Below are 24,797 nucleotides of genomic sequence, written 5' to 3'. Positions count from 1 at the left end.
GACGGGCGCGGCGGCGGGGGTCGCCGCCTGCGGTGAACTCACCGCGAGGAGGGGCACGATCACCGCCACGGCGACGGCCAGTCTTCCCACCCGGGTACGGCCCGCCGGGCCTGGGGTGCCGGTCACGTCCACCTCGCAGTCTGAGAACGGTTCACCGTGGTCGAGCGTCACAGCCCCGGGCGGGTGGCGACAGGCCGCGAGTACCCGCACCGGGGGAAACGTCCGCTGCTCTTTAGGGCACCGGCGGGAGTCGTACGGGGCCGCGCGGGGGTCGCCCGGGTCCGCGCGGAGGCCGTACGGGACCCCGCGGGGGTCATATGAGTCCGTGCCGCATGGCGTAGCCCACCGCGTGGGCGCGGTTGCGCAGGTTGAGCCGGGTGGTGACCTCGTGCAGCACGTTCTTGACGGTCCGTTCGGAGTACGAGGTCTTCTGCGCGATCTCGACGGTGTCGAAACCCTCGGAGACCAGGCGGAGCATGTCGGCCTCGCGGGTGGTGAGGGTGGAGAGGGTCAGGCCGCGCGGGTCGAGCACGGTCCGCTGGAGGCTGCTGACATGGGCGAGGAGCTTGCCGAGCAGGTCGCCCGGGAGCACACCCTCGCCCTTGGCGAGCGCCGTGACCAGGTGGACGAGCCGGTCCTGGTCGGCCTCGGAGCGGCGCAGTACGGCGGCGACGGAGCACTCGATCATCGTCTGGAGCGACCCGGCCTCGAACCGTCCGACGACGAGTCCGGTGCTCGTGGCGGTGTTGCGCTGGAGGCGGCGCAGCAGCTGCACGGTGGAGTCGTCGACCGTGTCCACCACGACCAGGGTCGCCCTGGCCTTGTCGGCTTCGGCCTCGGGCAGCAGCTGCACCTCGGGCCGCCGCCGCAGCTGTTCGACGATGCCCGCCTGCAGGATCAGGTCCTCGGCGTAGACCGAGACCGAGACCCTCGTATCGCACTGATCATGATTCGTCATGGTTCCCACCCGTTTCCTCGTCGTCCGCCGACCGGTTCTGGTGCGGTCGGCGGCTGGTTGTGTGGTGGCGCGTGTCCCGCGCCGATGGTCCTTGGGGGCAGTCGCGCTGCCCGGTCGTTGGCCCTCACGCCCCTGGAGAAGGGCCAGTTGGCGACCTAGGTTCCCGAGCGTGACCACTTCTGCCGAACTCGATATGCCGACCGTGACGGTCTCGCCCGGCGGCGAGGCGACGACCACCCTGAACGTCCGCAACGACAGCGACATCGTCGAGGCGTACACGTTCACGGTGGTCGGCGAATGCGCCGCCTGGACCACCGTCGAACCGGCCCGTGTCTCGCTGTATCCCGGCACGTCCGAGACGGTGACGGTCAAGCTGGCGCCGCCGCGTTCCCCCGACGTCCGCGCCGGCGAGAAGCCGCTCGGTGTGCGCGTACTGCCCGTGGAGCACCCGGAGAACGTGGTGGTCCCGGAGACCACGGTGCGCGTGGAGGCGTTCCGGGAGCTCCAGAAGGAGCTGCGGCCCCGCCGGCGGCGCGGCTGGCGCGGCGGTCGGTACCGCCTCGCCCTGCGCAACCTGGGCAACACCCCGGTGTCGCTGGCGCCGACCGGCCGGCAGGCCGGTGAGGAGCTGACCCTCAAGGCCACGCCGAGCAGGCGCCGTCTGGAACCGGGCGAGTCCGCGGAGATCGGCCTGAAGGCCTCGGTCCGCTCGCTGATCTGGTTCGGCGAGCCGGTGAGTTGGCCCTTCGAGATCGAGGTCGCCGACGCCGACACGGAGGCCGGCGCCTCGCCGAAGACCGACGGCGCTCCGGACGACGTGCCCGCCCCGCCGGCCGAGGTACCCGCCGTCGTCGAGGGCGAGTTCGTCCAGCTGCCGATCCTGCCGAAGTGGCTGCTGATCCTGCTCGCGATCCTGATGGCGCTGTTGGTCGCCTGGTTCGCGCTGGTCCGGCCGGCGGTGCGCAGCGCCGCGAAGGAGGCCGCGACCGCCGCGCAGAAGGAGGAGACGGCTAAGCAGCAGGAGGCCGAGAAGGCCAAGCCGAAGCCGACCCCCGCCCCCGGTGGGGAGCAGGGTTCCGGCGGGCAGGGCGACGGCGGATCCGGTGGCTCGGGCTCCGGTTCGGGCTCCGGCGGCACGGGTGGCGGTCAGCAGAGCTCGGCGACGATCGACATCAAGACGGGCACCGGCGCCAAGAAGGTGGGCACGTACCAGGTGCCCGCGGGCAAGGTCTTCGGGATCACCGACGTGGTCGTGGCCAACTTCCAGGGCGACGAGGGCATCATCACGTTCTCCTTCGGAGACCGGAAGATCACCACGATCGCGTTGGAGACGTTCCGCAACCAGGACTACCACTGGGTCACCCCCATCGAGATCCCGGAGAACGCCACGGTCACCGCAGAGGTGACGTGCGCGAAGCCGGGTACCCCGGCCACCGGGAAGCAGGCGTCGGACTGCCACGAAGTGCTGAACGTCAGCGGGGTGCTCCGCGACCTCCGACCGTAGAAACAGCAGTGCAGGAAGTTTTGTTCGAGGTTCAGGCGACGAGAAGGCCTGGACCACGGAGTCGACCGGAAACCGACGTCCGGACCTGCACAGCGGCAGCGGGGACGACCGTGCCGTGGCCCGCCCTCCGCGCGGGCCACGGCACGGTCGTCCTGCTTCCCTGACCTGACCGGGGCCGGCAGGCCCGGCAGGTCGCGGTGCCGAGAGCGCCGAGAGCGCCGAGAGCGCCGAGAGCGCCGAGAGCGCCGAGAGGACGCTACGCGCGTCAACCTGTGCGGCGCCGACGGAGAAGGCGAACAGACCGCCCCTGGTGGCCCGCAGTTCACCGACGGCCGCGCCGAGAGCGCTCTCCGGACGCGTTTCCGCGGCGGGCGGCATGCCCGAGAACTCCAGTTCGGTCAGTCGCCGGGCGTCCGCCCGGCTGGGCAGCTCGGTGTCCCCCCGCCATACCCGCACCGGTCCGAGGATCCGGTAGTGCATGCTGTCGCCTCACCTCTCTGCGGGCCGGCGGTCCATGACGGGGCCCACCGCGCACCGGTCGCGCCGGGTGGTCGGCCCCGGTCGCGGAATCGCTCCACGCACCGGCGCTCGCACCGGTGTTCGCCCACGTTAGGCGGCAGGACGGGTCAACTAGCAAGTCGAATCGTCGGCGTTTCCGTCACGTAATCTTTGGCGAACCGGCCAACCCGGGAGCAGATGGGACAACACATGGCAACGCTTCTCTACGTCACCGACCTCGGCTACCAGGCGCGCGGACGCCGCTACTGCGACGAGGACATCTGGCTCTCGGGGCGGCTGCGCGAGGAGTTCGCGGTCGCGCTCTGCCATCCGCTGGACGCGGCCGGACTGATGCACCGCTTCGACGCCGTGGTCGTCCGCAACAGCGGACCCGTCCTGCACTACCAGGAGGCGTACGACGCGTTCACGCGCGCGGCCCGGGAGAGCGGGGTGCGGGTCTTCAACTCCCTCACCGGAAAGGGGGACATGGCCGGAAAGGACTACCTCCTGCAGCTGTCGAGGGAGGGATTTCCGGTCATTCCGACGGCGGGCCGCCGTGAGGAGTTCGACCGGCTGCCGGAGGCGGCGGAGTACGTCGTGAAACCGCTGCTGGGGGCGGATTCGGTGGGCCTGCGGTTCGTGGAGCGGTCCCGGCTCGGGGAGGTGGACCCGGCGGGGATGCTCGTACAGCCGCGGATCCCCTTCACGTACGAGGTCTCGTTCTACTTCGTCGGCCCCGCCTTCCAGTACGCGCTGTACGCGCCCGACCCGGAGGCCCGCTGGGTCCTTCAGCGGTACGAACCGACCGCCGCCGACCTGGAGTTCGCGCAGCGGTTCGTGGACTGGAACGACCTGGCCCACGGGATCCAGCGGGTGGACGCCTGCCGGGCGCCGGACGGCGAGCTGCTGCTCGTGGAGCTGGAGGACCTCAATCCGTACCTCTCGCTCGACCTGGCCGGGGAGGCGGAGCGGGAGGCCTTCGTCGCGGCGATGGCGTCGTCCTTGCGGGAGCTCCTGAAGAGCTAGGGTCTTCCGTTCGGATCAGGCCGAACGCTTGCGCGGCGCCGCCTTCTTGGCGGGCGTCGCGGCCTTCTTCGCCGCCGCCTTCTCCGAGGACGCCTTCTTCGCCGTGGTCCTGGCCGCCGCCTTCTTCGCGGGCGACTTGGCAGTGGACTTCGCGGTGGACTTCGCGGTGGACTTCTTCGCCGCCGACCCGGCGCTCGTCCCCGAGCCCGCCGTCCTCGACGTCGACTTGCGGGCCGGGGCGGCCGTCCTCTTGGCGGCCGTCTTCGCCGTTGACTTCCGCGCGCCCGTCTCCTTCGGGGTGCGCGGCGCGCTCTTGCGGGGCGCGAGCGCGGTGACCTCGGCGACGTCGCCGCTCTCCCCGCGCGCCTCCTTCGCCGCCCGGACACTGCTCTCCAGGGCTGCCATCAGGTCGATGACCTGGCCGCCGCCCTCGGCCTCCGGCTCCGGAGGCGCGACCGCCGCGCCGCCCTCCGCCTTGGCGGCGATCATCTGCTCGACCGCCTCCCGGTAGTCGTCGTGCAGGGTGCCGATGTCGACCTCGCCGAGCGTGGCCATCAGGGCGTCCGCCAGGTCGAGTTCGGCGTCCCGCACCTGGACGGGGGTCTCCGGTGCGATTCCCTCGGGCGCCCGGATCTCGTCCGGCCAGAGCAGCCCGTGCATGGCGATCACGTCGTCCACGACCCGGAGCATCCCGAGCCGCTCCCGCCCGCGCAGCGCGTACTTGGCGACCGCCACCTTGTCGCTGCGCTTCAGCGCCTCGCGGAGCAGGATGTACGGCTTGGCGGCGGGCACCCCGCTCGCGGAGAGGTAGTACGCGGCGTCCATCTGGAGCGGGTCGATCTCCCCGGCCGGCACGAAGGCCACGATCTCGATCGTCTTGGCCGTCGGGAGCGGCAGCGCCGCCAGGTCCTCGTCCGTGATCGGGATCATGGTCCCGTCGGACTCCTCGTAGGCCTTGCCGATCTCGGCCTGCGAGACCTCCTCGCCGTCCAGCTCGCAGACCTTGCGGTAGCGGATGCGGCCGCCGTCGGCCGCGTGGATCTGGCGGAAGGACACGGACCGGCTCTCGGTGGCGTTGACCAGCTTGATCGGGATGCTGACCAGGCCGAAGGAAATGGCGCCGTTCCATATGGATCGCACGTTTCATCCCTTTCGCACGACACTTCCGGATTCGTGGGATTCTCATCGTATGACGCCGATCACGGAGGTGGAGGGGCGGCGCCTCCCGCTGAGCAATCTGGACAAGGTCCTCCACCCGGCCACCGGCACCACCAAGGGCGAGCTGCTGCACTACTACGCCACCGTCGGGGCCGCGATCCTGCCCCATCTGCGCGACCGGCCGGTGTCCTTCCTGCGCTATCCGGACGGCCCCGAAGGGCAGCTCTTCTTCACCAAGAACCCGCCGCCCGGCACGCCCGCCTGGGTGAAGACCACCCCGGTCCCCCGCTCCGACGAGCCGCGCGCCCGGCAGGTCATGATCCAGGACCTCGCCTCGCTGATGTGGGCGGCGAACCTGGTCGTGGAGTTCCACACCCCGCAGTGGCGGGCCGAGTCCCCCGCCGTCGCCGACCGCCTCGTCCTCGACCTGGACCCGGGGCCGCCCGCGACCGTCGTGGAGTGCTGCCGGGTGGCCCTCTGGCTGCGCGAGCGGCTCGCGGCGGACGGCCTGGAGGCCTTCGCCAAGACTTCCGGCGCCAAGGGCCTGCACCTGCTCGTCCCGCTGGAGCCGACCCCGTCCGAGACGGTCTCGGCGTACGCCAAGGAGCTGGCCGTCCGGGCCGAGGCGGACCACCCCGCGCTGGTGGTCCACCGGATGGCGAAGGCCCTGCGGCCCGGCAAGGTGTTCGTCGACTTCAGCCAGAACGCGGCGGCCAAGACGACGGCGACCCCCTACACCCTGCGCGCCCGCCCCCTGCCGGCCGTCTCCGCCCCCGTGACGTGGGAGGAGGTCGAGGCGTGCGACGCGCCCGAACGGCTCGTGCTTCTGATGGACGACATCGCGCCACGTCTGGAGCGGTACGGGGAGCTGCTCGGCCCGCTCCTCGACCCGGACCGGGCAGGCGCCCTGCCATGACCCCGGCCCCGGACCCGACCCCGACGAGCGGACCCGTCCTGCGGCCGCCCGTGGACGTGATGCGGCCCCGCCCCGCCGACGAGATCCCGGCGCAGGGGAGCATCCCCGGGGGGTTCCAGTACTCCCTCAAGCTGGACGGATTCCGGGCCCTGGCCTTCGTCCTGGAGGACCGCAGGGTCGTGCTCCAGTCGCGCTCGCACCGGGACCTCGCCCCGGAGTTCCCCGAGATCGCGGCCCATCTGGGCGCCGGCCTTCCGGCCGGGCTCGTCCTCGACGGGGAGCTGTGCGCGTACCGGGACGGGCGGCTGAGCTTCACCGATCTGCTGCGCTCGGCCGCCGACCGCAGGCGGTCGGGCGTCCCGGTCTCGTACATCGCCTTCGACGTGCTCGCGGTCCCCGGCCGGGACGTCAGGCCCCTGCCGCTCGCCGAGCGCTGGCGGCTGCTCGGCACCGCCCTGGAGGAGATCGGCCCGCCCGTGCAGCGCGTCCTCGCGACCCCGGACGAGGAGACCGCACGGGACTGGTTCCGCGATCTGCGGGCGGTGGGGGTGGAGGGGATCGTGGCGAAGGCGCTGCGCTCGCCGTACCGGGCGGGCGAGACGTGGTCCTGGCGGAAGGTGCGGCACGCCGACACCCTCGACGGCCTGCTCCTGGGCCTGGTCGGGCCGGTGGACCGGCCCAGGGCGCTGGTGGTCCGCCTGCCCGACGACCGTACGGTCACGACCTCGCCCAAGCTCACTCCGACGCAGGCCCGCGAGGTCGGCGCGCTGGCGGCGGGGCGGCTCGGGGCGGCCGTCGACGACCCCGAGCACGGCCCCGTACGGCTGCTGGCGGAGCCGCTGCCGGTGGAGCTGAGGCAGCTGTCCGGGCGGCAGGAGACCGCCCGCTTCGTCCGCGTACGGTCCGACGGATAGCGGTTGCCGCGGGCAACTCCCGGCGCCTGTCCCGTGGATGGCGCAATCCGAGCGTCCCGAGGGCCCTTACGAGACCGCGTCCGGTCAGCGGGTCCTGGTTCACGGTGCGGTGGTGCACACTTGCGTCCTGGTACAGCTCACGGGGAAGGCGGCGGCCGCATGCTGACGGGGATCGAGGAGGTCGACTGGGCCTCGCTGGGGCATGCTTACGGCCCTGCCGACGATGTACCGGGGATGCTGCGCGGACTCGCCTCGTCCGACCCCTCCGAACGCGAACTGGCCCTCGACGGGATGTACGGGGCCGTGCACCACCAGGGCGACGTGTACGACTCGACGCTCGCCTGCATCCCCTTCCTGCTCGAACTCGTCGCCGATCCCGAGGTCCAGGACCGGGGCGGGATCGTGGAGTTGCTCACCAGCATCGGCGGCATCGATCTGAGCGGGGAGGAAGAACTCGACGAACTCGACATGGACGACGAGGAGTTCATCCCCGCCGCGAACTACGCGATGGCGGCGTCCGCCGTCGCGGCCGGCGCCGACGTCTTCCTCGGGCTGGTCGGCGACCCGGATCCCGAGGTCCGGCTCGCGGCGCCGTGCGCGCTCGCCTCGCTCCACCCCGACCCGGCCCGGGTGCTGACCCTGCTGCGGGAGCGGCTGACGGTCGAGTGCGACACGGAGGTGCGGCTCGCCCTGGTGGAGGCCGTCGGGCGGATCGCGCGGCGGCACGAGTCGCTGCGGGACGAGACCGTCGAATGGCTGGGCTGGCTGACCCGCGCGGCCCAGTCGCCCGGGCTTCGGCTCGCGGCCCTCGCCCAGCTGGCCCGGTGCGCGCCGGCCGAGGTCCCGGACGACGTGGTGGAGCGGGTGACGGGGCTCCTGGACGAGGTGCGGACGGCGCCGCCGGAGCCCGACGCCCGGCCGGGCACGGCGGTGGGGCAGGTCCGCGAACTCTTCGAGGAGCGCTCGACCGGCCGCCCGACCCCGTGGACCGACGAGCTGCTGCGGACCCTGCACACCGCGCTCGACGACCGGGTCGAGGAGCGGACCGCGCTGATCCTCGCCCAGCTCCGCAGCCCCGACCGCTGCCAGCGGCTGGACGCGATCTGGCTGTGCGGGGGGCTGATACGAGTCTGGCGCGGTCGGTACGAAGAGGTCGTACGGCTGGTCGGGGCGCAGCTGGCCGACCCCGAGCCGAGACTGCGCGAGGCGGCCACCTCGTTCCTCGAGGGGCTCTTCGAGCTGACGGGGCCCGCGACGGACGCCCTCGCCGCGCGGCTGGCCCGCCGCCCCGACAGACCCGAGCGCCCGGAGTGGGCCGAGCGGCCCGAGGGACCGCCCGGCGGTCCCGACGGTCGGGCCAGGGCGCTCCTGGCGCTCGCCCGCTCCGGGGACGCCCGGGCCGTGCCCCCGCTCGCCCGGGCGCTGGTCGAGCCGGACGTGCGGCGGGACCTGCTGTACGCGGTGCCCACCCTGGGGCCGGCCGCCGCGCCGCTCGCGCCGCTGCTGCGCCGCAGGCTGGCCCGGGTCGATCTGGACGACCGGCTGTACGAGCACGCCGCGCCGCTGCTGTTCGCGCTGGCCTCGGTCCGGGGCGTGCAGGCGGTGCCCGAGGTGCTGCGGGTGCTGCGCGGGGCGCCGCCGAACCGGCGTGACTGGGTGCAGGAGGCGGCGCTGACCGCGATGGCGGCGTTCGGGCCCGCCGCGCGGGCGGTGATCCCGGACGCGCGGGCGCTGCTCGAGAGCGAGGCGGCCGCTGTCTCTGCGCAGGCCGCGCTGACGCTCTGGTCGGTCGAGGGCGACCGCGAGGCCGTGCTGCCGACGCTGACGGGCTGGCTGGGGCCCGACGCGACGGCGCCCGACCGGTGCGCGGCGGCCCAGGCGCTCGGCACGATCGGCCCGGCGGCGGCGCGCAGCGCGCCGGCCCTGCTCCCCGGCCTCACCTGCCGGGACCTGTGGGTACGGGTGCGCAGCGCGGCGGCCCTGTGGCGGGTGTCGGGGGACGCGGTGACCGCGCTGCCGGTGCTGCTCGACGCCTGGGAGGAGAACCGGTACGCGCGCGTGGACATCGCGGAGTCCCTGGCGGAGATGGGGCCCGCGGCGCTGGAGGCGCGCGGGGTGATCCGCGCGGAGCTGGACCGCAAGCGGCGGCACAACGTGCGCGAGAGCGGCTACAGCAGCCATGACGTCCACGAGGACGAGAAGCTGGTGACCTTCTGCCGGGCCGCGCTCGACCGGATGGACCGGCCCTAGACCCCGGCCCTGGGCGTGCCCGGGGCTGTGACGGCTTCGTCGCGGGGCCTACGGCCCACTGTTACAAGGCCGCAATAGCGGACATTTAGCTTCGAATCCACCAGCAGTCGTCGCGAGGATCCGGAGCCGTCCATGCCGTTCATGCGCCCCGCCGTCACCGACCGCCCGAGCCGCCGCCGGCGGCTGTTCGCCGGCTCCGGGCTCGCGCTGGCCCTCGGCGGCGGCCTCCTCGCCTGCTCGACCGTCGCGGGCGCGGCTCCGGGGCCGGTCGCTCCCGACGTCTCCGTGACGAACGTCTCGGTGGCCCCGTCGCGGCACCAGGCCCCGCCGATGGCGGCCTCGGAGCCGACGCGGCTCGTCGTGCCCGCGGCGGGCGTGGACACCTCGCCGGTGCTGCGGCTCGGTCTGGACGCCGAGGGCGGCCTCCAGGTGCCCTCCGTCGACCGGGCCGGACAGGCGGGCTGGTACACAGGAGGGGTGACGCCGGGCGAGAAGGGGCCCGCCGTCCTGGTCGCTCACTACGACACGGCGAAGGGCCCGGCGCTCCTGCGCGACGTCGCGAAGGTGCGCGCCGGGGACCTGATCGAGGTCGGCCGCGCGGACGGCTCCACCGCCGTCTTCGAGGTCCGCGCGATCGAGCAGGTCGACAAAAGGGACTTCCCTACGAATAAGGTCTATGGGAAGACCGACCGTCCCGAGCTGCGCCTGATCACCTGCGGCGGACCGATCGAGGACGGTCATCGCACCGACAACATCATCCTCTTCGCCGACCTCGTGCAGTAGCGGGTCGCGGAGAGCGGACCTCCGAGGAGCGGAGTGGGAAAGCGCGGACTGCGGTTCGTCGCCGCCGTGGCCCTGGCCGTGGCGGCGCCGTTCGTGCTGTCCGGCTGCGGCACCGAGGGCGAGCTGAAGAGCGCGGGGGCCACCCCCACCGCCATCGGCCCCGTACGGCTCTGGCCCGAACTGCCCCCGGCCACCGAGCCGCCGCTCGACTACGGCGAGACCGACACCCAGTCCGTGCCCGGCATCGACGTCCCCGACAACGACGTCCGCCGGGTCGACCCGGTGGCCGTCGTCCGGGCCGAGGTGAACGCCCACCCGGACACGTACTCCGGCGCGGACGGCATGTACGAGGAGACGGCCCGGCAGATCGGCCGGTGCACCCAGGAACCGGGGAAGTGCCCGGTCATGCGGGCCTACTACCGGGATCTGACCGGCAACGGCCGCGACGAGCTGATCGTCGGCATCCGCATGCCCGACCAGCAGGTCGGGCTGCGGGTCTACCTCGCCGAGAACCACGGGCTCACCCGCGTCATGTCCACCGTCGACCAGGTGATCAGCGTCGAGCTGGCAGGGCGTGACCTGATCGTGCGGGCCGCCTCGGCGGGCATCCCGGGGTACGAGTACCGCACGGCCTGGTCCTGGGACGAGCAGCAGCGCGCGATGCTGCCGACCCGGGACGAGATCGTCCGCGTCAAGCCGCGGGGCCCGTCCGCCCCGCCCGCGCCCGAGCCCCGGCTCGTCGAGCCCACGCCCCGCCCGTCACCGGCCGCCACCTCGCGCGTGCCCGGGCCCTCGGGCTCCCCCGAGCCCCCGGCCTCCGCCTCCGGCTCCGGCTCCGGCTCCGGCTCCGACGACCCGTTCGTGGAGCCCTCGTGACGGCCCGCCGCGGGCGCAGGCCCCGGCTCCCGGCCTGGACCGCGACGCTCACCTGGAAGTCGGCGGTCTTCATCACCGTCATGTGCTGCGCCCTGGCGGCGCTGCTCGGCGCCCTCGTCCATGTGTCGGTCGCGGGCCAGACCGAGGACGACTTCCGCGAGCGGGCCCTGACCCGGCTCGGCGCCGCCTCCCGTGCGTACGAGGCGGGCGACCCGCTGCCCCGGGCCGCCGGGATCGATCCCGAGGGCCTGCCCGAGGAGCTGCGCGCGCTGGCCCTGAAGGGCCAGCGGGGCACGGTGGTCGAGGACCACCAGGGCCGGGCGACGATGTGGGCGGCGGCGCCGGCGGACGGCCGCGCGCTCGCCGTGCGAGTGGACTACTCCCCGGGCAAGGAGATCATCGAGGGCCTCGACCGGTCGATCCTGGGCTCCTCGGTCCTCGCGATCGGGGCGACGCTCCTCGTGGGCGCGTTCGCGGTCACCCGGGTCACCCGGCGCCTGCACCTGACCGCCCAGGTGGCCCGGCGGATCAGCGCGGGCGACCTCGACGCGCGCGTGGACGACCCGCGCACGAAGGACCCGGCGCGCCCGCAGGACGAGGTGGCGACGGTCTCCGGGGCCCTGGACACGATGGCCTCCTCGCTGCAGCGCAAGCTCCAGACCGAGCAGCGCTTCACCGCGGACGTGGCGCACGAGCTGCGCACCCCGCTGACCGGCCTGTCGGCGGCGGCCGAACTCCTGCCGGAGGGGCGGCCGTCGGAGCTGGTCAGGGACCGGGTGAAGGCGATGCGCTCGCTGACCGAGGACCTCCTGGAGATCTCCCGGCTCGACGCCCGCAACGAGACCGTGGACCTGGCCGTGCACGATCTCGCCGCGATCACGCGGGGCGTGGTCCGCGCGTCCTCCACGGAGACGGAGGTGCGCGTGGTGCGGGACGCGACGGTCGAGACGGACCGGCGGCGCCTGGAGCGGGTCCTCGGCAACCTCGTCGCCAACGCGCACCGGCACGGCGCCCCGCCGGTGGTGCTGACCGTGGACGGCGCGGTGGTGACCGTGCGGGACCACGGCCCGGGGTATCCGGAGTACCTGCCGGCGACGGGTCCGCAGCGGTTCCGTACCGAGAGCGGAGGCAAGGGGCACGGGCTCGGGCTCACGATCGCGGCCGGGCAGGCCGAAGTGATCGGCGCGGAGCTGGTCTTCGCCAACGCCCCGGACGGCGGCGCGGAGGCACGCCTCACGCTGCCGGAGTACGTGAGCCTCGCCGAACCGGACGAGGAACCGGAGCCGTGACGGGTACGAGGGGCGTGGCGTGACGGCACACCGTCACACATAAGGGATATAAGCCATATCGCTTGCTACGTTGCGGTCCATGACCGCAACGACGGCGGACGCTCCCCCGCCCGGGGTTCGCACCCCGAAGCGCCGCGGCGTGGAGCTCTCCCTCCTCGTCTGCGCCGTCCTGCTCTCCGTCCTCGGCTACGTCGACGTGGGCCTCGCCCACAGCGGCGCCGTGCCACCGGACGCGCTGCGCTACGGCGCCGGTCTCGGCGGGCTCGCGCTCCTCGCCCATCTCGCGGTGCGGTTCCGGGCGCCGTACGCCGATCCGCTGCTGCTGCCGATCGCGGTGCTGCTCAACGGCCTCGGCCTGGTGCTGATCTACCGGCTCGACCTGGAGACCCCGAAGGACCAGGCGGCCTTCGCACAGCTGGTGTGGTCGGCGCTCGGAGTGGCCCTCTTCGGGGCCGTCGTGGTGCTGCTGCGCGACCACCGGACGCTCCAGCGGTACGCGTACCTCTCGATGGCCAGCGCGCTCGTCCTGATGCTCCTGCCGATCTTCTTCCCCGCGGTCAACGGGGCGAAGATCTGGATCCGGATCGGCGGACTCTCCTTCCAGCCCGGCGAGTTCGCCAAGATCCTGCTCGCGGTCTTCTTCGCCGCCTATCTGGCGGCCAACCGCAACGCGCTGGCGTACACGGGGCGCAGGATCTGGCGGCTCCAGCTGCCCACCGGCCGGGTGCTCGGGCCGATCGCGGCGATCTGGCTGCTGAGCGTGGGCGTGCTGGTCCTGGAGCGGGACCTCGGGACCTCGCTGCTCTTCTTCGGCCTCTTCGTGATCATGCTGTACGTGGCCACCGGCCGGACCGGCTGGATCGCGGTCGGGCTGCTCCTCGCGGGCGTCGGGGCGTTCGCGGTCGGCTCGGTGGAACCGCATGTGCACAGCCGGGTCGAGGACTGGCTGAACCCGTACGCCTCGATCGAGGCCGGCGACGGGCCGAGCCAGCTCGCCCAGTCACTGTTCTCCTTCGCGGCGGGCGGGATGCTCGGCACGGGGCTCGGCCTCGGGCACTCGATCCTGATCGGCTTCGCCTCCAAGTCCGACTTCATCCTCGCGACGGCCGGCGAGGAACTGGGCCTGGTCGGCCTCACCGCCCTGTTCCTGCTGTACGCGCTGCTCGTCGCGCGCGGGTACCGCGCGGGGCTCGCCCTGCGCGACCCCTTCGGGCGGCTGCTCGCGATCGGCCTCGCCTCGATCCTGGCCCTCCAGGTCTTCGTGATCGCGGGCGGGGTGATGGGCCTGATCCCGCTGACCGGCATGGCGATGCCGTTCCTCGCCCAGGGCGGCTCGTCCGTCGTGACCAACTGGATCATCGTGGCGCTGCTGATCCGGGTCAGCGACTCGGCCCGGGCGCCCCGCCCGGAGCCGGTCGAGGCCGGGGTCGTCGCGCCGATCGTGGAGGACGCCCGGTGATCCCGTACATCCGGCGCGCGGCGGCGCTCTGCCTGGTCCTGCTCGTGGCCCTGCTCGTCAACGCGGCGCGGGTGATGATCGTGCAGTCCGGGTCGCTGGACGAGAACCCGGCCAACCGGCGTATCGCGATCTCCCGTTGGGGCGAGCCGCGCGGCGAGATCCTGGTCGACGGGCGGCCGGTGACCGGCTCGCGCGACAGCGGCCAGCAGCTGCGCTACGAACGGACGTACAAGCAGGGTCCGTTGTACGCGCCGGTGACCGGCTTCGCCTCCCAGACGTACGGCACGACGTTCGTGGAGCACGCCGAGGACGGCGTCCTGGCGGGCACGAGCGCGCTGCTCTCGCCGTTCCCGTTCTGGAACGACCTCAGCCGGGGCCGGCAGGCGGGCGGCGACGTCGTGACGACGATCCGGGCGTCCATGCAGCAGGCCGCGTACAAGGGTCTGGGCGGGAAGCGGGGCGCGGTGGCGGCCGTCGAGCCGTCGAGCGGCCGGATCCTGGCGCTGGTCTCCTCGCCCTCGTACGACCCGGGTGAGCTGTCCGGGACGGGCGACGGGGTCAAGGGGGCCTGGGCCCGGCTGAACACCTCGCCCAGCCAGCCGATGCTGAACAGGGCGATCCGGCAGACGTATCCGCCCGGCTCCACCTTCAAGATCGTGACGGCGGCCGCCGCCCTCGACGCGGGCACGGTGACGGACGTCGAGGCGCCGACGGACACCCCCGACCCGTTCGTCCTTCCCGGGACCCGGCAGGTGCTGCCCGACGCGGCCACCGGCTGCGGCAACGCGTCCCTGGCGTACGCGCTCCAGTGGTCGTGCAACACGGTGATGGCGGGGCTCGGGGTGGACGTGGGGCTCACCGGGATGGTGGACGCGGTCGAGCGCTTCGGCTTCAACGACACCGGCCTGACGGTCCCGTCCTGGGTGGCCAGGTCCAACTTCGACCGCGCGATGAGCGACGACCAGCTGGCGCTCTCCTCGATCGGCCAGTTCGACACGACGGCGACCCCGCTGCAGATGGCGCTGGTGGCGGCGGCCGTGGCCAACAACGGGGAGATCGCGCAGCCGTACCTGGTCGAGCGGACGACGACGGCGCGCGGCCGGACCGTCGACACGACCGGCCGGCGCAGCTACCGGCAGGCGATGCGCCCCTCGACCGCGACCCAGCTGCAGCGGCTGATGGTCAGGGCGGTCGAGGAGGGCACCGGTGCCAACGCGGCGATCCCGGGAGCCACCGTCGGCGGCAAGACCGGCACGGCCCAGCACGGCCTGGGCAACACCGGCACCCCGTACGCCTGGTTCATCGCCTGGGCGCAGGCCGCGGACGCGGCCCAGCCCGCGGTGGCGGTCGCGGTCGTCGTCGAGGACGCCGAGGCCAGGCGTACGGAGATCAGCGGCGGCGGCAGCGCGGCGCCGATCGCCCGCGCGGTGATGGAGGAGGCCCTGCGCGCCGAGCCGAACCGCTAGTTGATCGGCTTGCGCATCTCGGCGCGGACCTTCGCCGTGGTCTCGGCCAGCTCGGCCAGGTCGACGTCGTACGGGTCGGCGGTGGCCGACTCGGTGGTGACGACGGCGACGAAGGAGGCCGTGTTCTCGTCGCCCCAGGCGCACATGGGGAGGGTCGCGGTCCCGGTGGCGTCCTTGGTGGTGGTGACCTGGCAGGTGACGGTCACGTCGTAGCCGGCCGGCTTGAAGTCCTTGGGCTTGATCACGAGCGTGGTGCCCTTGTCCTTCGCCGCGCCGGAGAGGATCGAGGCACGGGTGAGGGACGGGTTCTTGATCCTGCCGTGGAAGCCGGAGACGACGAGGACGGAGCTCTCCGCGCCGGTGTACTGGGCGATGGCCGCCTTGGGGTCCTTGACCGTGGGGTCGTAGGTGTCCTCGACCTCCTTGCCCTCGGTCTCGGAGGCGTCGTTGGAGAGCGTGAACTTCCCGTCCAGGAGCGTCTTGGGCACGACGAGCTTGTGCGTGGCCTCCGGGAAGTCCCCGGTGACCCCGGAACCGTCGAGGACGAGCTTGCCCGCGTAGCCGAGCCCGGCGACGACGGCCAGGCAGCCGACGACGATCCCGACGATCAGCCCGGTCCGCTTCTTGTTCGGCGGCGGCCCCATGGGCGGCTGCCCCCAGCCGCCCGCGCCGGGCCCCGGGTACTGCTGCGGGACGCCGGGCTGCTGCGGGTAGCCCTGGTGCGGCGGCCCGTAGGGCCCGGGCTGCTGGGGGTACCCCTGCGGCGGGCCGTAGGGACCCGGCTGCTGCGGGGGCGGGACGGGACCGCCGTAGGGGTTCTGCGGCGGCTGGTTCGGCGGTGGCGGCATGCTCATGGCGGGCACGGTACGTCACCGGTGTGAACGCCGGAAATCCCGGGTCCCCCGCACCCCCGGGCCCGCCCGCCGGACTGCGAGCACTCCGTCAGTGCCCGTAGGTTTCCCGATGCGCGCCGGCGCCGTCGTTCACGCGAAGGCAGCGGCGTTGCGCTTGGCCCAGTCGGCGAAAGTGGTGGCGGGGCGGCCGAGGATCTTCTCGACGTCGGGGCTGACGGTCTGCTCGCGTGGGGTGGGGGTGCCGATGATGTCGAGGGTGGTGTCGGCGACCGGGGCGGGCATGAAGGTGAGCATCTGGGCGCGGGCCTCCTCCCGGGTCTGGTCGATGAAGGTGACCTGCTCGCCGATGGCGTCGGCGATGGCGGCGGCGCGCTGGAGCGGGGTGGTCGGGGCGGGGCCGGTGAGTTCGTAGCTGGCCTTGGTGTGGCCGGGCCGGGTCAGGACGGCGGCCGCCACGGTCGCGATGTCGTCGGGGTCGATGGCCGGGAGGCCGACGTGACCGAAGGGCGCGGCGATGGTGCGGCTCGTCTTGACCGAAGGAGCCCAGGCGTAGGCGTTGGAGGCGAAGCCGCCCGGGCGCAGGATGGTCCAGTCGGTGCCGGAGTTCATGACGGCCTGTTCGTAGGCGGCGAAGGCCTGTCCGTGTGACAGAGAGTCGGGTCGGGTGACCACACCCTGCGAGGAGAGCAGGACGATCCTGCCGTAGCCGGCGAACGGAGCGACGACGGCGGTGGGGTCGCCGGTCATCATGAGGTCTCCACCGACGAGCAGGAAGACCGCGTCCGCCGTGGCGGGCAGGTCGGCGACCGGCTGGGCGAGGTCGGCGGCGGCGGCGCGCACGCCGGGCGGGACATCGGCCTGGGTGATGCGGCGCGAGACCGCGGTCACCTCGTGTCCCTGCTCGGCCAGGAGGCGGACGAGCGTACGGCCGACATTTCCGGTGGCACCAGTGACAACGATCATGAAGGGGTCCTCTCATCAGAGCCTGTTAGTTAGCTGACTGACTAACTTGCCGGAGCGTAGCACGAGTCGGGTCGTATAGTTAGTCGGGTGACTCACTCAAAGCAGCCCGCCCGTGCGCGAGTCGCCGGCGCGAAGCGGCAGCGACTGATGGAAGCCGCGGCCGACGTCGTGCACCGGCAAGGCGCCGAGCGCACCACGATCGCCGACATCGCGCACGCGGCCGAAGTGCCCGTGGGCAACGTGTACTACTACTTCAAGACCAAGGACGAACTGGTCGCCGCCGCACTGTCCGAGCACGAGCGACACCTGAACCTGCTCGTCGGCCACCTGAGCCGGCTCCCGGATCCGCGTGAGCGCCTCAAAGGCCTGATCGAGGGCTGGATGGGTCAGCGCGACCTCGCCGTCCGCTACGGCTGCCCGACCGGCACTCTCGCCGCGGAGCTGGGAAAGCGCGATCAGGGCGGTCTGGACGTCGAAGCGGGCAGGGTCGTCCGGCTCCTGCTGACCTGGGTGGAGGGCCAGTTCCGCGAGCTCGGCCAGCCGGATCCCGAGGGCATGGCCCTCACCCTGGTGGGCGCCTATCAGGGCATGTCCTTGCTGGCCAACGCCCTGCGAGACCCGGAGGTCATGGAACATGAGGGCGCTCGCCTGATTGCCTGGATCGACTCCCTCGAGGCCGCCTGAGCCCAGCGTGCCGCACCCGGAGATGAGCGGCTGCACCTCTCATAGGAGTCGATGAGCCGGGCCAGGTGCTCGCCGGCGACAGTCGACGGCGTCTCGCTCTTGAAGACCCGTGCGGCGAGTTCGGCGCCTTCGAGGATTTCTGGATAGATCGTTCGTTCTAGCTTGTGACCGCATGGGCACCGTGCTAGCTTCCGACTAGTTAGAACGTTCTTTCTAGAGATTCTCGATGCGAGGAGCTGGAGATGGAGATGGAACACAAGCGGATCACCGTCAACGGCCTGGACCTGGCCTACGTCGAAGCAGGAGAAGGGCCGCTCGCCCTGATGCTGCACGGCTTCGACACACCCAGGCTCTACCGGTACCTCATGCCCGCCCTGGCCGAGGCGGGATACCGCGCCGTGGTCCCCACCATGCGAGGGTTCGCCCCGTCGCAGATACCGCCGGACGGCAGCATGCGCCTTCCCGACCTGATCGCCGACGCCAACGGCCTGCACGAGGCGCTCGGCGGCGGCTCCGACGCCGTCCTGATCGGGCACGACTGGGGCGGGTTCACCACCTGGGGTGCGGCCGCGGCCGCACCCGAGCGGTGGGCCAAGGTCGTCGTCAACGATGTCCCGCCCTTGGAGTTCTACGACCGCAACAGCGCGGATCCCGCCAGGATCGAGCGGTACGTCCACTTCTATTTCTTCCAGATGGCCATAGCCGACCAGCTCGTCGCGGCCAACGACCTCGCCTACCTCGACTGGCTCTGGGACCACTGGACGGGGAACGTCCCCGGCTACGACTCCACAGAGGACCGCAAGGCGATGAAGGAGGGGCTCGACACACCGGAGAGGCTCCACCTCGGCCTGGAGCTCTACCGGCAGAACTTCCCGGCCGCGACATTCGGCACCTCGCAATGGGAGATGGTCAGCGTGCTGGACAAGCTGCCTTCCCAGCCCACTCTGTACCTCCACGGAACCGAGGACCCCGTGGTCGACGAGGCGACGCTCGCCGACATCGTCGCCATGCTGCCGCCGGGATCGGACGGCGCGATGATCGAAGGCGCCGGCCACCATCTCCTCGCCGAGAAGCCTGAGGAGGTCAACCGGCGCATCCTCGCCTTCCTGGCCCGCTGATCGCCTGACGCCCGAGCCGCTGCGAGGACTCGATGCCTGTGCAGGCGAGCGGCGCGTTCCACGCGATCCCGGCGCAGCACGGCCGCGAGGGTCGGGGCGGCTTTGAGGGCGCCCCAACCGTCGCGGCCCTCGTCATCTGGCTCCGCACGTGATCGGCCGGGGCCGAACGGTTGGTCCCTCATCGTTCGTTCAGAGCGAGGGCAGGCCGTGCTCGTAGCCCTCGACCTCGTAGTACTTGACCATGCGCGAGACCGCTTCCCGAACCGGCCCTCGCAGGTAGGGGACGGCATTCACCAGATACGGCCTCGCCTCGAGCAGGCACTCCAGGACCTGAAAATAGACGGCGCCGCGCCGATGCTCGCTGGTGTCGGCGTAGACGTCCTCCACGAAGCCGAAACATCGTTGCAGCAGGTCGCTGTCCGGTTCCGCGCGTTCCAGAGCCGGCTGGAGAACCGGCCTCGTCAGGAGGTTGAGCAGGTTCTCGTACAGGTGGTCCCCCGTGTCGACCGTCGGCGGCGCCTCACCCTGCCGAAGCCCGTACTTCTCCTCGACCAGACGCCTGGTCTCGGGAACGCGTTCGACCAGCAGAGTCAGGACATCGTCGCTGGCGATCCCGACACCGTCCATCCTCGTCATGCGACGACGATAGGCCATCGTCCAGCCGACCGACGCTTGGGTGGATCGGGGCATGCCCGGCCGCATCCACCTCCATGCGTGATCGCCCGGACGGTTCCTAGTCCGCGGACTCGGCCCCGCCCTGGGCGATGGCCTCCGCCACCTCGGCCACCCGTTCCCGCTCCTCCACCGCGAACCGCTCGCGGTCCAGCGCCTCCGCGATCTCCTCGTCCTGGCGCATCAGCAGGTCGAGGTTGGAGTCGCCGAGGTCGAAGACGCCCATGTCCAGATAGGCCTTCTGGAGCCGTTCGCCCCACAGACCGATGTCCTTGACGCACGGGACGATCCGGCTGAAGAGCAGCTTGCGGAAGAGGTGCAGGAATTCGTTCTGCTCGCTGTACTCCTCCGCCTCCTTCCGCCCGATGCCGAAGTTCTCCAGGACCTCGATCCCGCGCAGCCGGTCCCGCATCAGATAGCAGCCCTCGATCACGAACTCCTCGCGCTCGCGAAGCTCCGCGTCCGACAACTGCTTGTAGTAGTCGCGCAGCGCCATCCGGCCGAAGGCGACGTGCCGGGCCTCGTCCTGCATCACGTACGCCAGGATCTGCTTGGGCAGCGGCTTGTCGGTGGTGTCGCGGATCATGCCGAAGGCGGCGAGGGCGAGGCCCTCGATCAGGACCTGCATGCCGAGGTAGGGCATGTCCCAGCGGGAGTCGCGCAGGGTGTCGCCGAGCAGGCTCTGGAGGTTGTCGTTGATCGGGTAGAGCATCCCGATCTTCTCGTGCAGGAAGCGGCCGTAGACCTCGGCGTGCCGAGCCTCGTCCATCGTCTGGGTCGCGGAGTAGAACTTGGCGTCGAGGTCGGGGACGGACTCGACGATCCGCGCGGCGCAGACCATCGCGCCCTGCTCGCCGTGGAGGAACTGGCTGAACTGCCAGGAGGCGTAGTGCCGGCGCAGCTCGCCCTTGTCCTTCTCGGTCATCTTCGCCCAGTGGCGGGTGCCGTAGAGGGTCAGGACGTCGTCGGGGGTGCCGAGCGGGTCGTACGGATCGACCTCGACGTCCCAGGCGATGCGCTTGTTTCCGTCCCACTGCTTGTCCTTGCCCTTCTGGTAGAGGGCGAGGAGGCGTTCCCGACCGTCGTCGTAGTCCCAGCTGAAGCGGGCCGAACCCGTCGCGGGGACCTGCCAGATGGGGTCTTCCGGGGCTTTCGTGTAGAGGTCGCGCGTCGACACTGACGACTCCTTACTCTCCCTGCGAAGTTGCTCGCCGGACGTGGTCCTCCCGGCAGGCTGACACCTTGGTAGACACCGGGTCAACAAGTCGTGCGCAAGGGATTGACGGTCTTGCTGACGAGCAGTCTCATAAATGACGACCGGGCGCTACCGCCGGTATCCGGTAACCCGACCGCGAGCACAGCGAGGTGTCGTACCGTCATGACCACCCGTACCGAGCTGGACTTCACCCTCCTGCGGGACGCCCTCGGCCCGCTGCGCGACCGTGAGCAGGTCGCCGCGCGCCTCCTCGAGTCCTCCCTCAAGCACTCCTTCGACCCGGAGACGGAACTCGACTGGGCCGCGCCCCTAGAGGACGGCAAGTGGTTCTGGCCGCCCGAGCTGGTCTCCCTCTACGACACCCCGATGTGGCGGCGGATGTCCGAGGAGCAGCGGATGGACCTCGCCCGGCACGAGGCCGCCTCGCTCGCCTCGCTCGGCATCTGGTTCGAGATCATCCTGATGCAGCTGCTCGTGCGGCACATCTACGACAAGTCCCTCACCAGCGACCACGTGCGGTACGCCCTCACGGAGATCGCCGACGAGTGCCGGCACTCGATGATGTTCGCCCGCATGATCCAGAAGGGCGGCGCGCCCGCCTACCGCGTGCCGCGGGTCTACCACAACCTGGCCCGCGTCCTGAAGACCGTCTCCACCACGCCCGGCTCCTTCGCCGCCACCCTCCTCGGCGAGGAGATCCTGGACTGGATGCAGCGGCTGACCTTCCCGGACGAGCGCGTCCAGACCCTGGTGCGCGGGGTCACCCGCATCCATGTCGTCGAGGAGGCGCGGCACGTCCGCTACGCCCGCGAGGAGCTGCGGCGCCAGATGATCACCGCGCCGCGCTGGGAGCAGGAGTTCACCCGGCTCAGCTGCGGCGAGGCCGCCCGGGTCTTCTCCACCTGCTTCGTCAACCCCCAGGTGTACGACAACGTGGGCCTGGACCGCCGCCAGGCCCTCGCCGAGGTGAAGGCGAGCGGCCACCGCAGGGAGGTCATGCAGTCCGGCGCCAGGCGGCTGACGGACTTCCTCGACGACATCGGCGTGCTCCGGGGGCCGGGGCGACGGCTCTGGAAGTCGTCCGGGCTGCTGGCCTGAGACCCGCGACCGCACCCCTCGGTGTCACCGAGCAGAGTTACCCTGCGAGGCATGACCAGTGCCGCCTCGCCCGCGTACCGCCGGCTCAGCGTCGAGGAGCGCCGGGTGCAGCTCCTCGCCGCCGCCCTGACGCTCTTCGCGCACCGGGCGCCCGACGAGGTCTCCCTCGACGACGTCGCCGAGGTCGCGGGCGTCTCGCGGCCGCTGGTCTACCGCTACTTCCCCGGCGGCAAGCAGCAGCTGTACGAGGCGGCGCTGCGCTCCTCCGCCGACGCGCTGGAGCGCTGCTTCTTCGAGCCGCCGACCGGGCCGCCCACCGAGCGGCTCGGCCGGGTCCTCGACCGGTACCTGACCTTCGTGGACGGGCACGACGCCGGGTTCAGCGCCCTGCTCCAGGGCGGCAGCGTCGCCGAGACCTCCCGGACCACCGCGATCGTGGACGAGGTACGGCGGGCCGCGGCGGAGCAGATCCTCGTCCACCTGGGGGTGGACGAGCCGGGCCCCCGGATGCGGATGATGGTCCGCACCTGGATCGCGGCCGTGGAGGCGGCCTCGCTGATCTGGGTGGACGAGGGGAAGCAGCCGGCGGCGGGCGAGCTGCGGGACTGGCTGGTGGACCACCTGGTCGCGCTGCTCGCGGCCACGGCCGCGACCGACGAGGAGACCGCGTCGGTGGTCAAGCGGCTCCTCGCCCAGGAGCGGCCCGAAGGGCCGGTGGGGACCCTGGCGCGGCGGGTGACACCCGTGGTGAGCGAGGCCGCGCACCTCCTGTGAGACCGGGGTGTACGAGACTGGTCGTGTGAGAAGCGAGAAGACCCTCTTCCGAGGCGGCCCCCTGGACGGCGAGATCCTGCCGATCCTCGTCGGCCCGACCGGACACCCGCCGAAGTGGTACGACGTGCCCGTGCCGGACGCGGACGGCGGCCCGCCGACCGTCCACGTCTACCGCCGCGAACCGGCCGGCCACACCAAGCGGCTCAACCTGCCGCGCGGCTGGGTCTACGAGTACGTCCCTGAGGGCCGCGAGCCGTTCAAGCCGAAGTGGCCCTGGACCAAGCCGAACGGGTGAGGCCGCTGGGCCGATTCGCCCCTTTGTGCGCTCATCCGACCGCACGGTCCCGCCATCATCTCGGTGGAGGTGATGACGTGTCAGGAAGGCTGCTGCGCACGGTCTGCACGGGGGTGCTCGCCGCGTCGACGGCGCTCGCGGGGGTCCCCACGGCCACGGCGGACGACCCGGTGGACCCGACGGTGGAGGCACCGACGACTACGGTTCCCCCGGGGCCGGCCGAGGCACCCGATCCCGCCGACGGCACCCCCGCCGACGACGCCGCCGAACTCCCGCCCCCCGGCGGGAACTCGGTCGCCGGGCTGCTCACCCGGCTCCAGACCCTCTACCGCCAGGCCGAACAGGCCACCGAGGCCTTCAACGCCACCGACGAGGCCCTGCGCCTCCAGACCGCCGACACGAAGAAGGTCACCGACGCCCTCGCGCGGGCGCGCGAGCGCCTCACCCAGGGCCGGAACGCGGCCGGACGGCTGGCCAGGGAGCAGTACCAGGGCCGGGCCACCACCTCGGCGTTCTCCCCGTACCTGCGGCTGCTCCTCGCCGACGACCCCCAGCAGGCCCTGGACCAGAGCCATCTGATGGACCGTGCCGCCCGCGACCGGGCCGGCACCGTCGCCCGGCTCGCGGCGGACGAGAAGAAGGCCGGCGAGCTGGCGACCGCCTCCCGCAAGGCCCTGGACACGAAGCACAGCCTCTCCGCACGGCAGAGGAAGCAGCGCGACGACGTCCAGCAGAAGCTCGGGGAGGTCCAGAAGCTGCTCGCCTCGCTCCCGGACGACCAGCTCGCCCGGCTGACCGAGCTGGAGCGGACCCAGACCGCCGGCGCCCAGCGCGAGCTGCTCGACTCGGGCGTCCTGGACGTCGAGCGGACCCCGTCACAGCAGGGCGGCGACGCGCTGACGTACGCGGTCCGGCAGATCGGCAAGCCGTACCTGTGGGGCGCCGAGGGGCCGGAGTCGTACGACTGCTCGGGCCTCACCTCGCAGGCCTGGGCGAGCGCGGGCCGGGAGATCCCGCGCACCAGCCAGGAGCAGTGGCGCACCCTGCCGAAGGTGCCGCTGCGCGAACTGCGCCCCGGCGACCTGGTGGTCTACTTCCCCGAGGCCACCCATGTGGCGATCTATCTCGGCCACGGCCTGGTCGTCCAGGCCCCCCGCCCGGGCGCCAAGGTGAAGGTCTCCCCGATCGCCGCCAACCCGCTGCTGGGCGCGGTCCGCCCCGACCCGGCCGCCACGCCCCTCACCTCGTACGCGCCGCCCGAGCTCCCGACGGGGGCCACGGACGGCTCGGACGAGGGGTACGACAGTGGTACGCACTGAAGCGGGCAGAACGGAGGAATTCATTCCGATTCCTTGCATCAACTGGCGTTCCAGAAAGATCAGTTGATGCGGAGACTTATGCGATCATGACAATGATTTCCGGCCACCGGCCGGAGCTTTCTTGATTGCAGAGGACCATGAAGTTCAACCCGTTCACCCGCGTCCGTCGCGGCCTGCTCGTGCTCGCCGCATCCTTCGGCCTCGTCTTCGGCGCCATGGTCGCTCCGGCCCAGGCAGCGCCCTCCTGGGTCTACATCGGCACCGTCGAGATCCGCTTCGACCACTCCAACCAGTGTCTTGAGGTGGCGGACTGGAGCAAGGCGAACGGCGCGGCCGTGCGCCAGTGGCCCTGCACGGGTGGCGACAACCAGAAGTGGGTCCGCTGGTGGCACTCGGACCAGGACAGCAGCGCGTTCTACTACCTCAACCTCCACAGCGGCAAGTGCCTGGAGATCGGCGGCTGGGGGCGTAACAACGGCGCGACCGCCAACCAGTGGGACTGCCACTACGGCCAGAACCAGCTGTTCTACGGCACCAGCGTTCTCTACATGGACTACTCCTACGCCTGGAGCAAGTGCCTGGAGATAGCGGACTGGAGCCAGCAGGCGGGCGCCCGGGCGCGGCTGTGGGACTGCCACCAGGGTGCCAACCAGGGCATCAGCATGCGGTCCGTCTGAGCCCCCGGGCGGGCGTCGGGCACCTGCCCG

At 71.9% G+C, this 24,797-nt stretch carries 23 protein-coding genes; 17 read left to right on the top strand and 6 right to left on the bottom strand.

Features of this window, described 5'->3' with window-relative positions:
* Window positions 1-313: 313 nt before the first annotated feature.
* Entirely contained in the window at window positions 314-967 is a 654-nt protein-coding gene (locus tag AB0E14_RS25365) for a LuxR C-terminal-related transcriptional regulator (RefSeq protein WP_362422362.1), read from the bottom strand.
* A 184-nt stretch (window positions 968-1,151) separates the two neighbouring features.
* Between AB0E14_RS25365 and AB0E14_RS25360 the strand changes: the two genes are divergently transcribed.
* Window positions 1,152-2,462, top strand: coding sequence for a hydrolytic protein (locus AB0E14_RS25360; RefSeq protein WP_362422380.1), 1,311 nt, complete (start codon window positions 1,152-1,154; stop codon window positions 2,460-2,462).
* Window positions 2,463-3,170: 708 nt separating this feature from the next.
* Entirely contained in the window at window positions 3,171-3,986 is an 816-nt protein-coding gene (locus AB0E14_RS25355) for a hypothetical protein (protein WP_362422359.1), read from the top strand.
* 15 nt (window positions 3,987-4,001) lie between these two features.
* On the opposite strand, the gene AB0E14_RS25350 is transcribed toward AB0E14_RS25355, so the two are convergent.
* Window positions 4,002-5,126 (bottom strand): Ku protein, encoded by a 1,125-nt coding sequence (locus AB0E14_RS25350; RefSeq protein WP_362422356.1) that lies wholly within the window; start codon window positions 5,124-5,126, stop codon window positions 4,002-4,004.
* 49 nt (window positions 5,127-5,175) lie between these two features.
* Between AB0E14_RS25350 and ligD the strand changes: the two genes are divergently transcribed.
* The 8 genes from ligD to AB0E14_RS25310 all read left to right on the top strand — a co-directional run bounded on the left by ligD (window position 5,176) and on the right by AB0E14_RS25310 (window position 15,097).
* Complete coding sequence (gene ligD / locus AB0E14_RS25345; RefSeq protein WP_362422353.1) at window positions 5,176-6,060, top strand: non-homologous end-joining DNA ligase; 885 nt, start codon at window positions 5,176-5,178, stop codon at window positions 6,058-6,060.
* Window positions 6,057-6,974 carry a DNA ligase gene (locus AB0E14_RS25340; RefSeq protein WP_362422350.1) on the top strand — a complete coding sequence of 306 codons (918 nt, stop codon included), beginning with the start codon at window positions 6,057-6,059 and terminating at the stop codon, window positions 6,972-6,974. Before ligD ends, AB0E14_RS25340 begins: the two co-directional genes overlap by 4 nt.
* Before the next feature lie 159 nt (window positions 6,975-7,133).
* Entirely contained in the window at window positions 7,134-9,224 is a 2,091-nt protein-coding gene (locus AB0E14_RS25335; protein WP_362422347.1) for a PBS lyase, read from the top strand.
* Between the two features lie 141 nt (window positions 9,225-9,365).
* Entirely contained in the window at window positions 9,366-10,007 is a 642-nt protein-coding gene (locus AB0E14_RS25330; protein WP_362422377.1) for a class F sortase, read from the top strand.
* Between the two features lie 48 nt (window positions 10,008-10,055).
* Window positions 10,056-10,883, top strand: a complete 828-nt coding sequence (locus tag AB0E14_RS25325; protein ID WP_362422374.1) for a hypothetical protein — start codon at window positions 10,056-10,058, stop codon at window positions 10,881-10,883.
* Window positions 10,880-12,172 (top strand): HAMP domain-containing sensor histidine kinase, encoded by a 1,293-nt coding sequence (locus AB0E14_RS25320; protein ID WP_362422344.1) that lies wholly within the window; start codon window positions 10,880-10,882, stop codon window positions 12,170-12,172. Before AB0E14_RS25325 ends, AB0E14_RS25320 begins: the two co-directional genes overlap by 4 nt.
* Before the next feature lie 79 nt (window positions 12,173-12,251).
* Window positions 12,252-13,631, top strand: coding sequence for an FtsW/RodA/SpoVE family cell cycle protein (locus AB0E14_RS25315; protein WP_362422341.1), 1,380 nt, complete (start codon window positions 12,252-12,254; stop codon window positions 13,629-13,631).
* Window positions 13,628-15,097, top strand: a complete 1,470-nt coding sequence (locus tag AB0E14_RS25310) for a penicillin-binding transpeptidase domain-containing protein (protein ID WP_362422338.1) — start codon at window positions 13,628-13,630, stop codon at window positions 15,095-15,097. Before AB0E14_RS25315 ends, AB0E14_RS25310 begins: the two co-directional genes overlap by 4 nt.
* Here AB0E14_RS25310 and AB0E14_RS25305 read toward each other — a convergent pair.
* Both AB0E14_RS25305 and AB0E14_RS25300 read right to left on the bottom strand, forming a co-directional pair.
* Complete coding sequence (locus tag AB0E14_RS25305) at window positions 15,094-15,951, bottom strand: hypothetical protein (RefSeq protein WP_362422335.1); 858 nt, start codon at window positions 15,949-15,951, stop codon at window positions 15,094-15,096. The genes AB0E14_RS25310 and AB0E14_RS25305 overlap by 4 nt on opposite strands.
* Before the next feature lie 129 nt (window positions 15,952-16,080).
* On the bottom strand, window positions 16,081-16,914 hold the full coding sequence (locus AB0E14_RS25300) for an NAD(P)H-binding protein (RefSeq protein WP_362422332.1): 834 nt from the start codon (window positions 16,912-16,914) through the stop codon (window positions 16,081-16,083).
* A gap of 87 nt (window positions 16,915-17,001) precedes the next feature.
* Between AB0E14_RS25300 and AB0E14_RS25295 the strand changes: the two genes are divergently transcribed.
* Complete coding sequence (locus AB0E14_RS25295) at window positions 17,002-17,598, top strand: TetR/AcrR family transcriptional regulator (RefSeq protein WP_362422329.1); 597 nt, start codon at window positions 17,002-17,004, stop codon at window positions 17,596-17,598.
* Between the two features lie 242 nt (window positions 17,599-17,840).
* Window positions 17,841-18,716 carry an alpha/beta hydrolase gene (locus AB0E14_RS25290; RefSeq protein ID WP_362422326.1) on the top strand — a complete coding sequence of 292 codons (876 nt, stop codon included), beginning with the start codon at window positions 17,841-17,843 and terminating at the stop codon, window positions 18,714-18,716.
* A 189-nt stretch (window positions 18,717-18,905) separates the two neighbouring features.
* Here the strand turns inward: AB0E14_RS25290 and AB0E14_RS25285 are convergent, their stop codons facing one another.
* Window positions 18,906-19,352 carry a hypothetical protein gene (locus AB0E14_RS25285; RefSeq protein ID WP_362422323.1) on the bottom strand — a complete coding sequence of 149 codons (447 nt, stop codon included), beginning with the start codon at window positions 19,350-19,352 and terminating at the stop codon, window positions 18,906-18,908.
* Window positions 19,353-19,449: 97 nt separating this feature from the next.
* Window positions 19,450-20,565, bottom strand: coding sequence for a ferritin-like domain-containing protein (locus tag AB0E14_RS25280; RefSeq protein WP_362422320.1), 1,116 nt, complete (start codon window positions 20,563-20,565; stop codon window positions 19,450-19,452).
* Window positions 20,566-20,766: 201 nt separating this feature from the next.
* Between AB0E14_RS25280 and AB0E14_RS25275 the strand changes: the two genes are divergently transcribed.
* The 5 genes from AB0E14_RS25275 (at window position 20,767) to AB0E14_RS25255 (ending at window position 24,767) form a co-directional block, all read left to right on the top strand.
* Window positions 20,767-21,702, top strand: coding sequence for a diiron oxygenase (locus AB0E14_RS25275; RefSeq protein WP_362422318.1), 936 nt, complete (start codon window positions 20,767-20,769; stop codon window positions 21,700-21,702).
* A 51-nt stretch (window positions 21,703-21,753) separates the two neighbouring features.
* Window positions 21,754-22,476, top strand: coding sequence for a TetR/AcrR family transcriptional regulator (locus tag AB0E14_RS25270; RefSeq protein ID WP_362422315.1), 723 nt, complete (start codon window positions 21,754-21,756; stop codon window positions 22,474-22,476).
* Between the two features lie 25 nt (window positions 22,477-22,501).
* Entirely contained in the window at window positions 22,502-22,771 is a 270-nt protein-coding gene (locus AB0E14_RS25265) for a hypothetical protein (protein WP_362422312.1), read from the top strand.
* A gap of 77 nt (window positions 22,772-22,848) precedes the next feature.
* Window positions 22,849-24,090 carry an NlpC/P60 family protein gene (locus tag AB0E14_RS25260; protein WP_362422309.1) on the top strand — a complete coding sequence of 414 codons (1,242 nt, stop codon included), beginning with the start codon at window positions 22,849-22,851 and terminating at the stop codon, window positions 24,088-24,090.
* Window positions 24,091-24,227: 137 nt separating this feature from the next.
* A complete protein-coding gene (locus AB0E14_RS25255) occupies window positions 24,228-24,767 on the top strand; it encodes an RICIN domain-containing protein (RefSeq protein ID WP_362422306.1) in 540 nt (179 codons plus the stop codon).
* The last annotated feature ends 30 nt before the right edge of the window (window positions 24,768-24,797 follow it).

Origin of the sequence: Streptomyces sp. NPDC047981, assembly GCF_040653315.1 — a bacterium.
Lineage (GTDB): Bacteria > Actinomycetota > Actinomycetes > Streptomycetales > Streptomycetaceae > Streptomyces.
The sequence above is the reverse complement of the archived record's forward strand: the minus strand, read 5'-3'. Positions and strand labels throughout refer to the sequence as shown.

Coding starts and splice junctions, on each gene's coding strand:
- AB0E14_RS25360 (WP_362422380.1), top strand. CDS start 1,152: ATGCCGACCGTGACGGTCTCGCCCGGCGGCGAGGCGACGACCACCCTG.
- AB0E14_RS25355 (WP_362422359.1), top strand. CDS start 3,171: ATGGCAACGCTTCTCTACGTCACCGACCTCGGCTACCAGGCGCGCGGA.
- ligD (WP_362422353.1), top strand. CDS start 5,176: ATGACGCCGATCACGGAGGTGGAGGGGCGGCGCCTCCCGCTGAGCAAT.
- AB0E14_RS25340 (WP_362422350.1), top strand. CDS start 6,057: ATGACCCCGGCCCCGGACCCGACCCCGACGAGCGGACCCGTCCTGCGG.
- AB0E14_RS25335 (WP_362422347.1), top strand. CDS start 7,134: ATGCTGACGGGGATCGAGGAGGTCGACTGGGCCTCGCTGGGGCATGCT.
- AB0E14_RS25330 (WP_362422377.1), top strand. CDS start 9,366: ATGCGCCCCGCCGTCACCGACCGCCCGAGCCGCCGCCGGCGGCTGTTC.
- AB0E14_RS25315 (WP_362422341.1), top strand. CDS start 12,252: ATGACCGCAACGACGGCGGACGCTCCCCCGCCCGGGGTTCGCACCCCG.
- AB0E14_RS25305 (WP_362422335.1), bottom strand. CDS start 15,951: ATGAGCATGCCGCCACCGCCGAACCAGCCGCCGCAGAACCCCTACGGC.
- AB0E14_RS25300 (WP_362422332.1), bottom strand. CDS start 16,914: ATGATCGTTGTCACTGGTGCCACCGGAAATGTCGGCCGTACGCTCGTC.
- AB0E14_RS25290 (WP_362422326.1), top strand. CDS start 17,841: ATGGAGATGGAACACAAGCGGATCACCGTCAACGGCCTGGACCTGGCC.
- AB0E14_RS25285 (WP_362422323.1), bottom strand. CDS start 19,352: ATGACGAGGATGGACGGTGTCGGGATCGCCAGCGACGATGTCCTGACT.
- AB0E14_RS25275 (WP_362422318.1), top strand. CDS start 20,767: ATGACCACCCGTACCGAGCTGGACTTCACCCTCCTGCGGGACGCCCTC.
- AB0E14_RS25270 (WP_362422315.1), top strand. CDS start 21,754: ATGACCAGTGCCGCCTCGCCCGCGTACCGCCGGCTCAGCGTCGAGGAG.
- AB0E14_RS25255 (WP_362422306.1), top strand. CDS start 24,228: ATGAAGTTCAACCCGTTCACCCGCGTCCGTCGCGGCCTGCTCGTGCTC.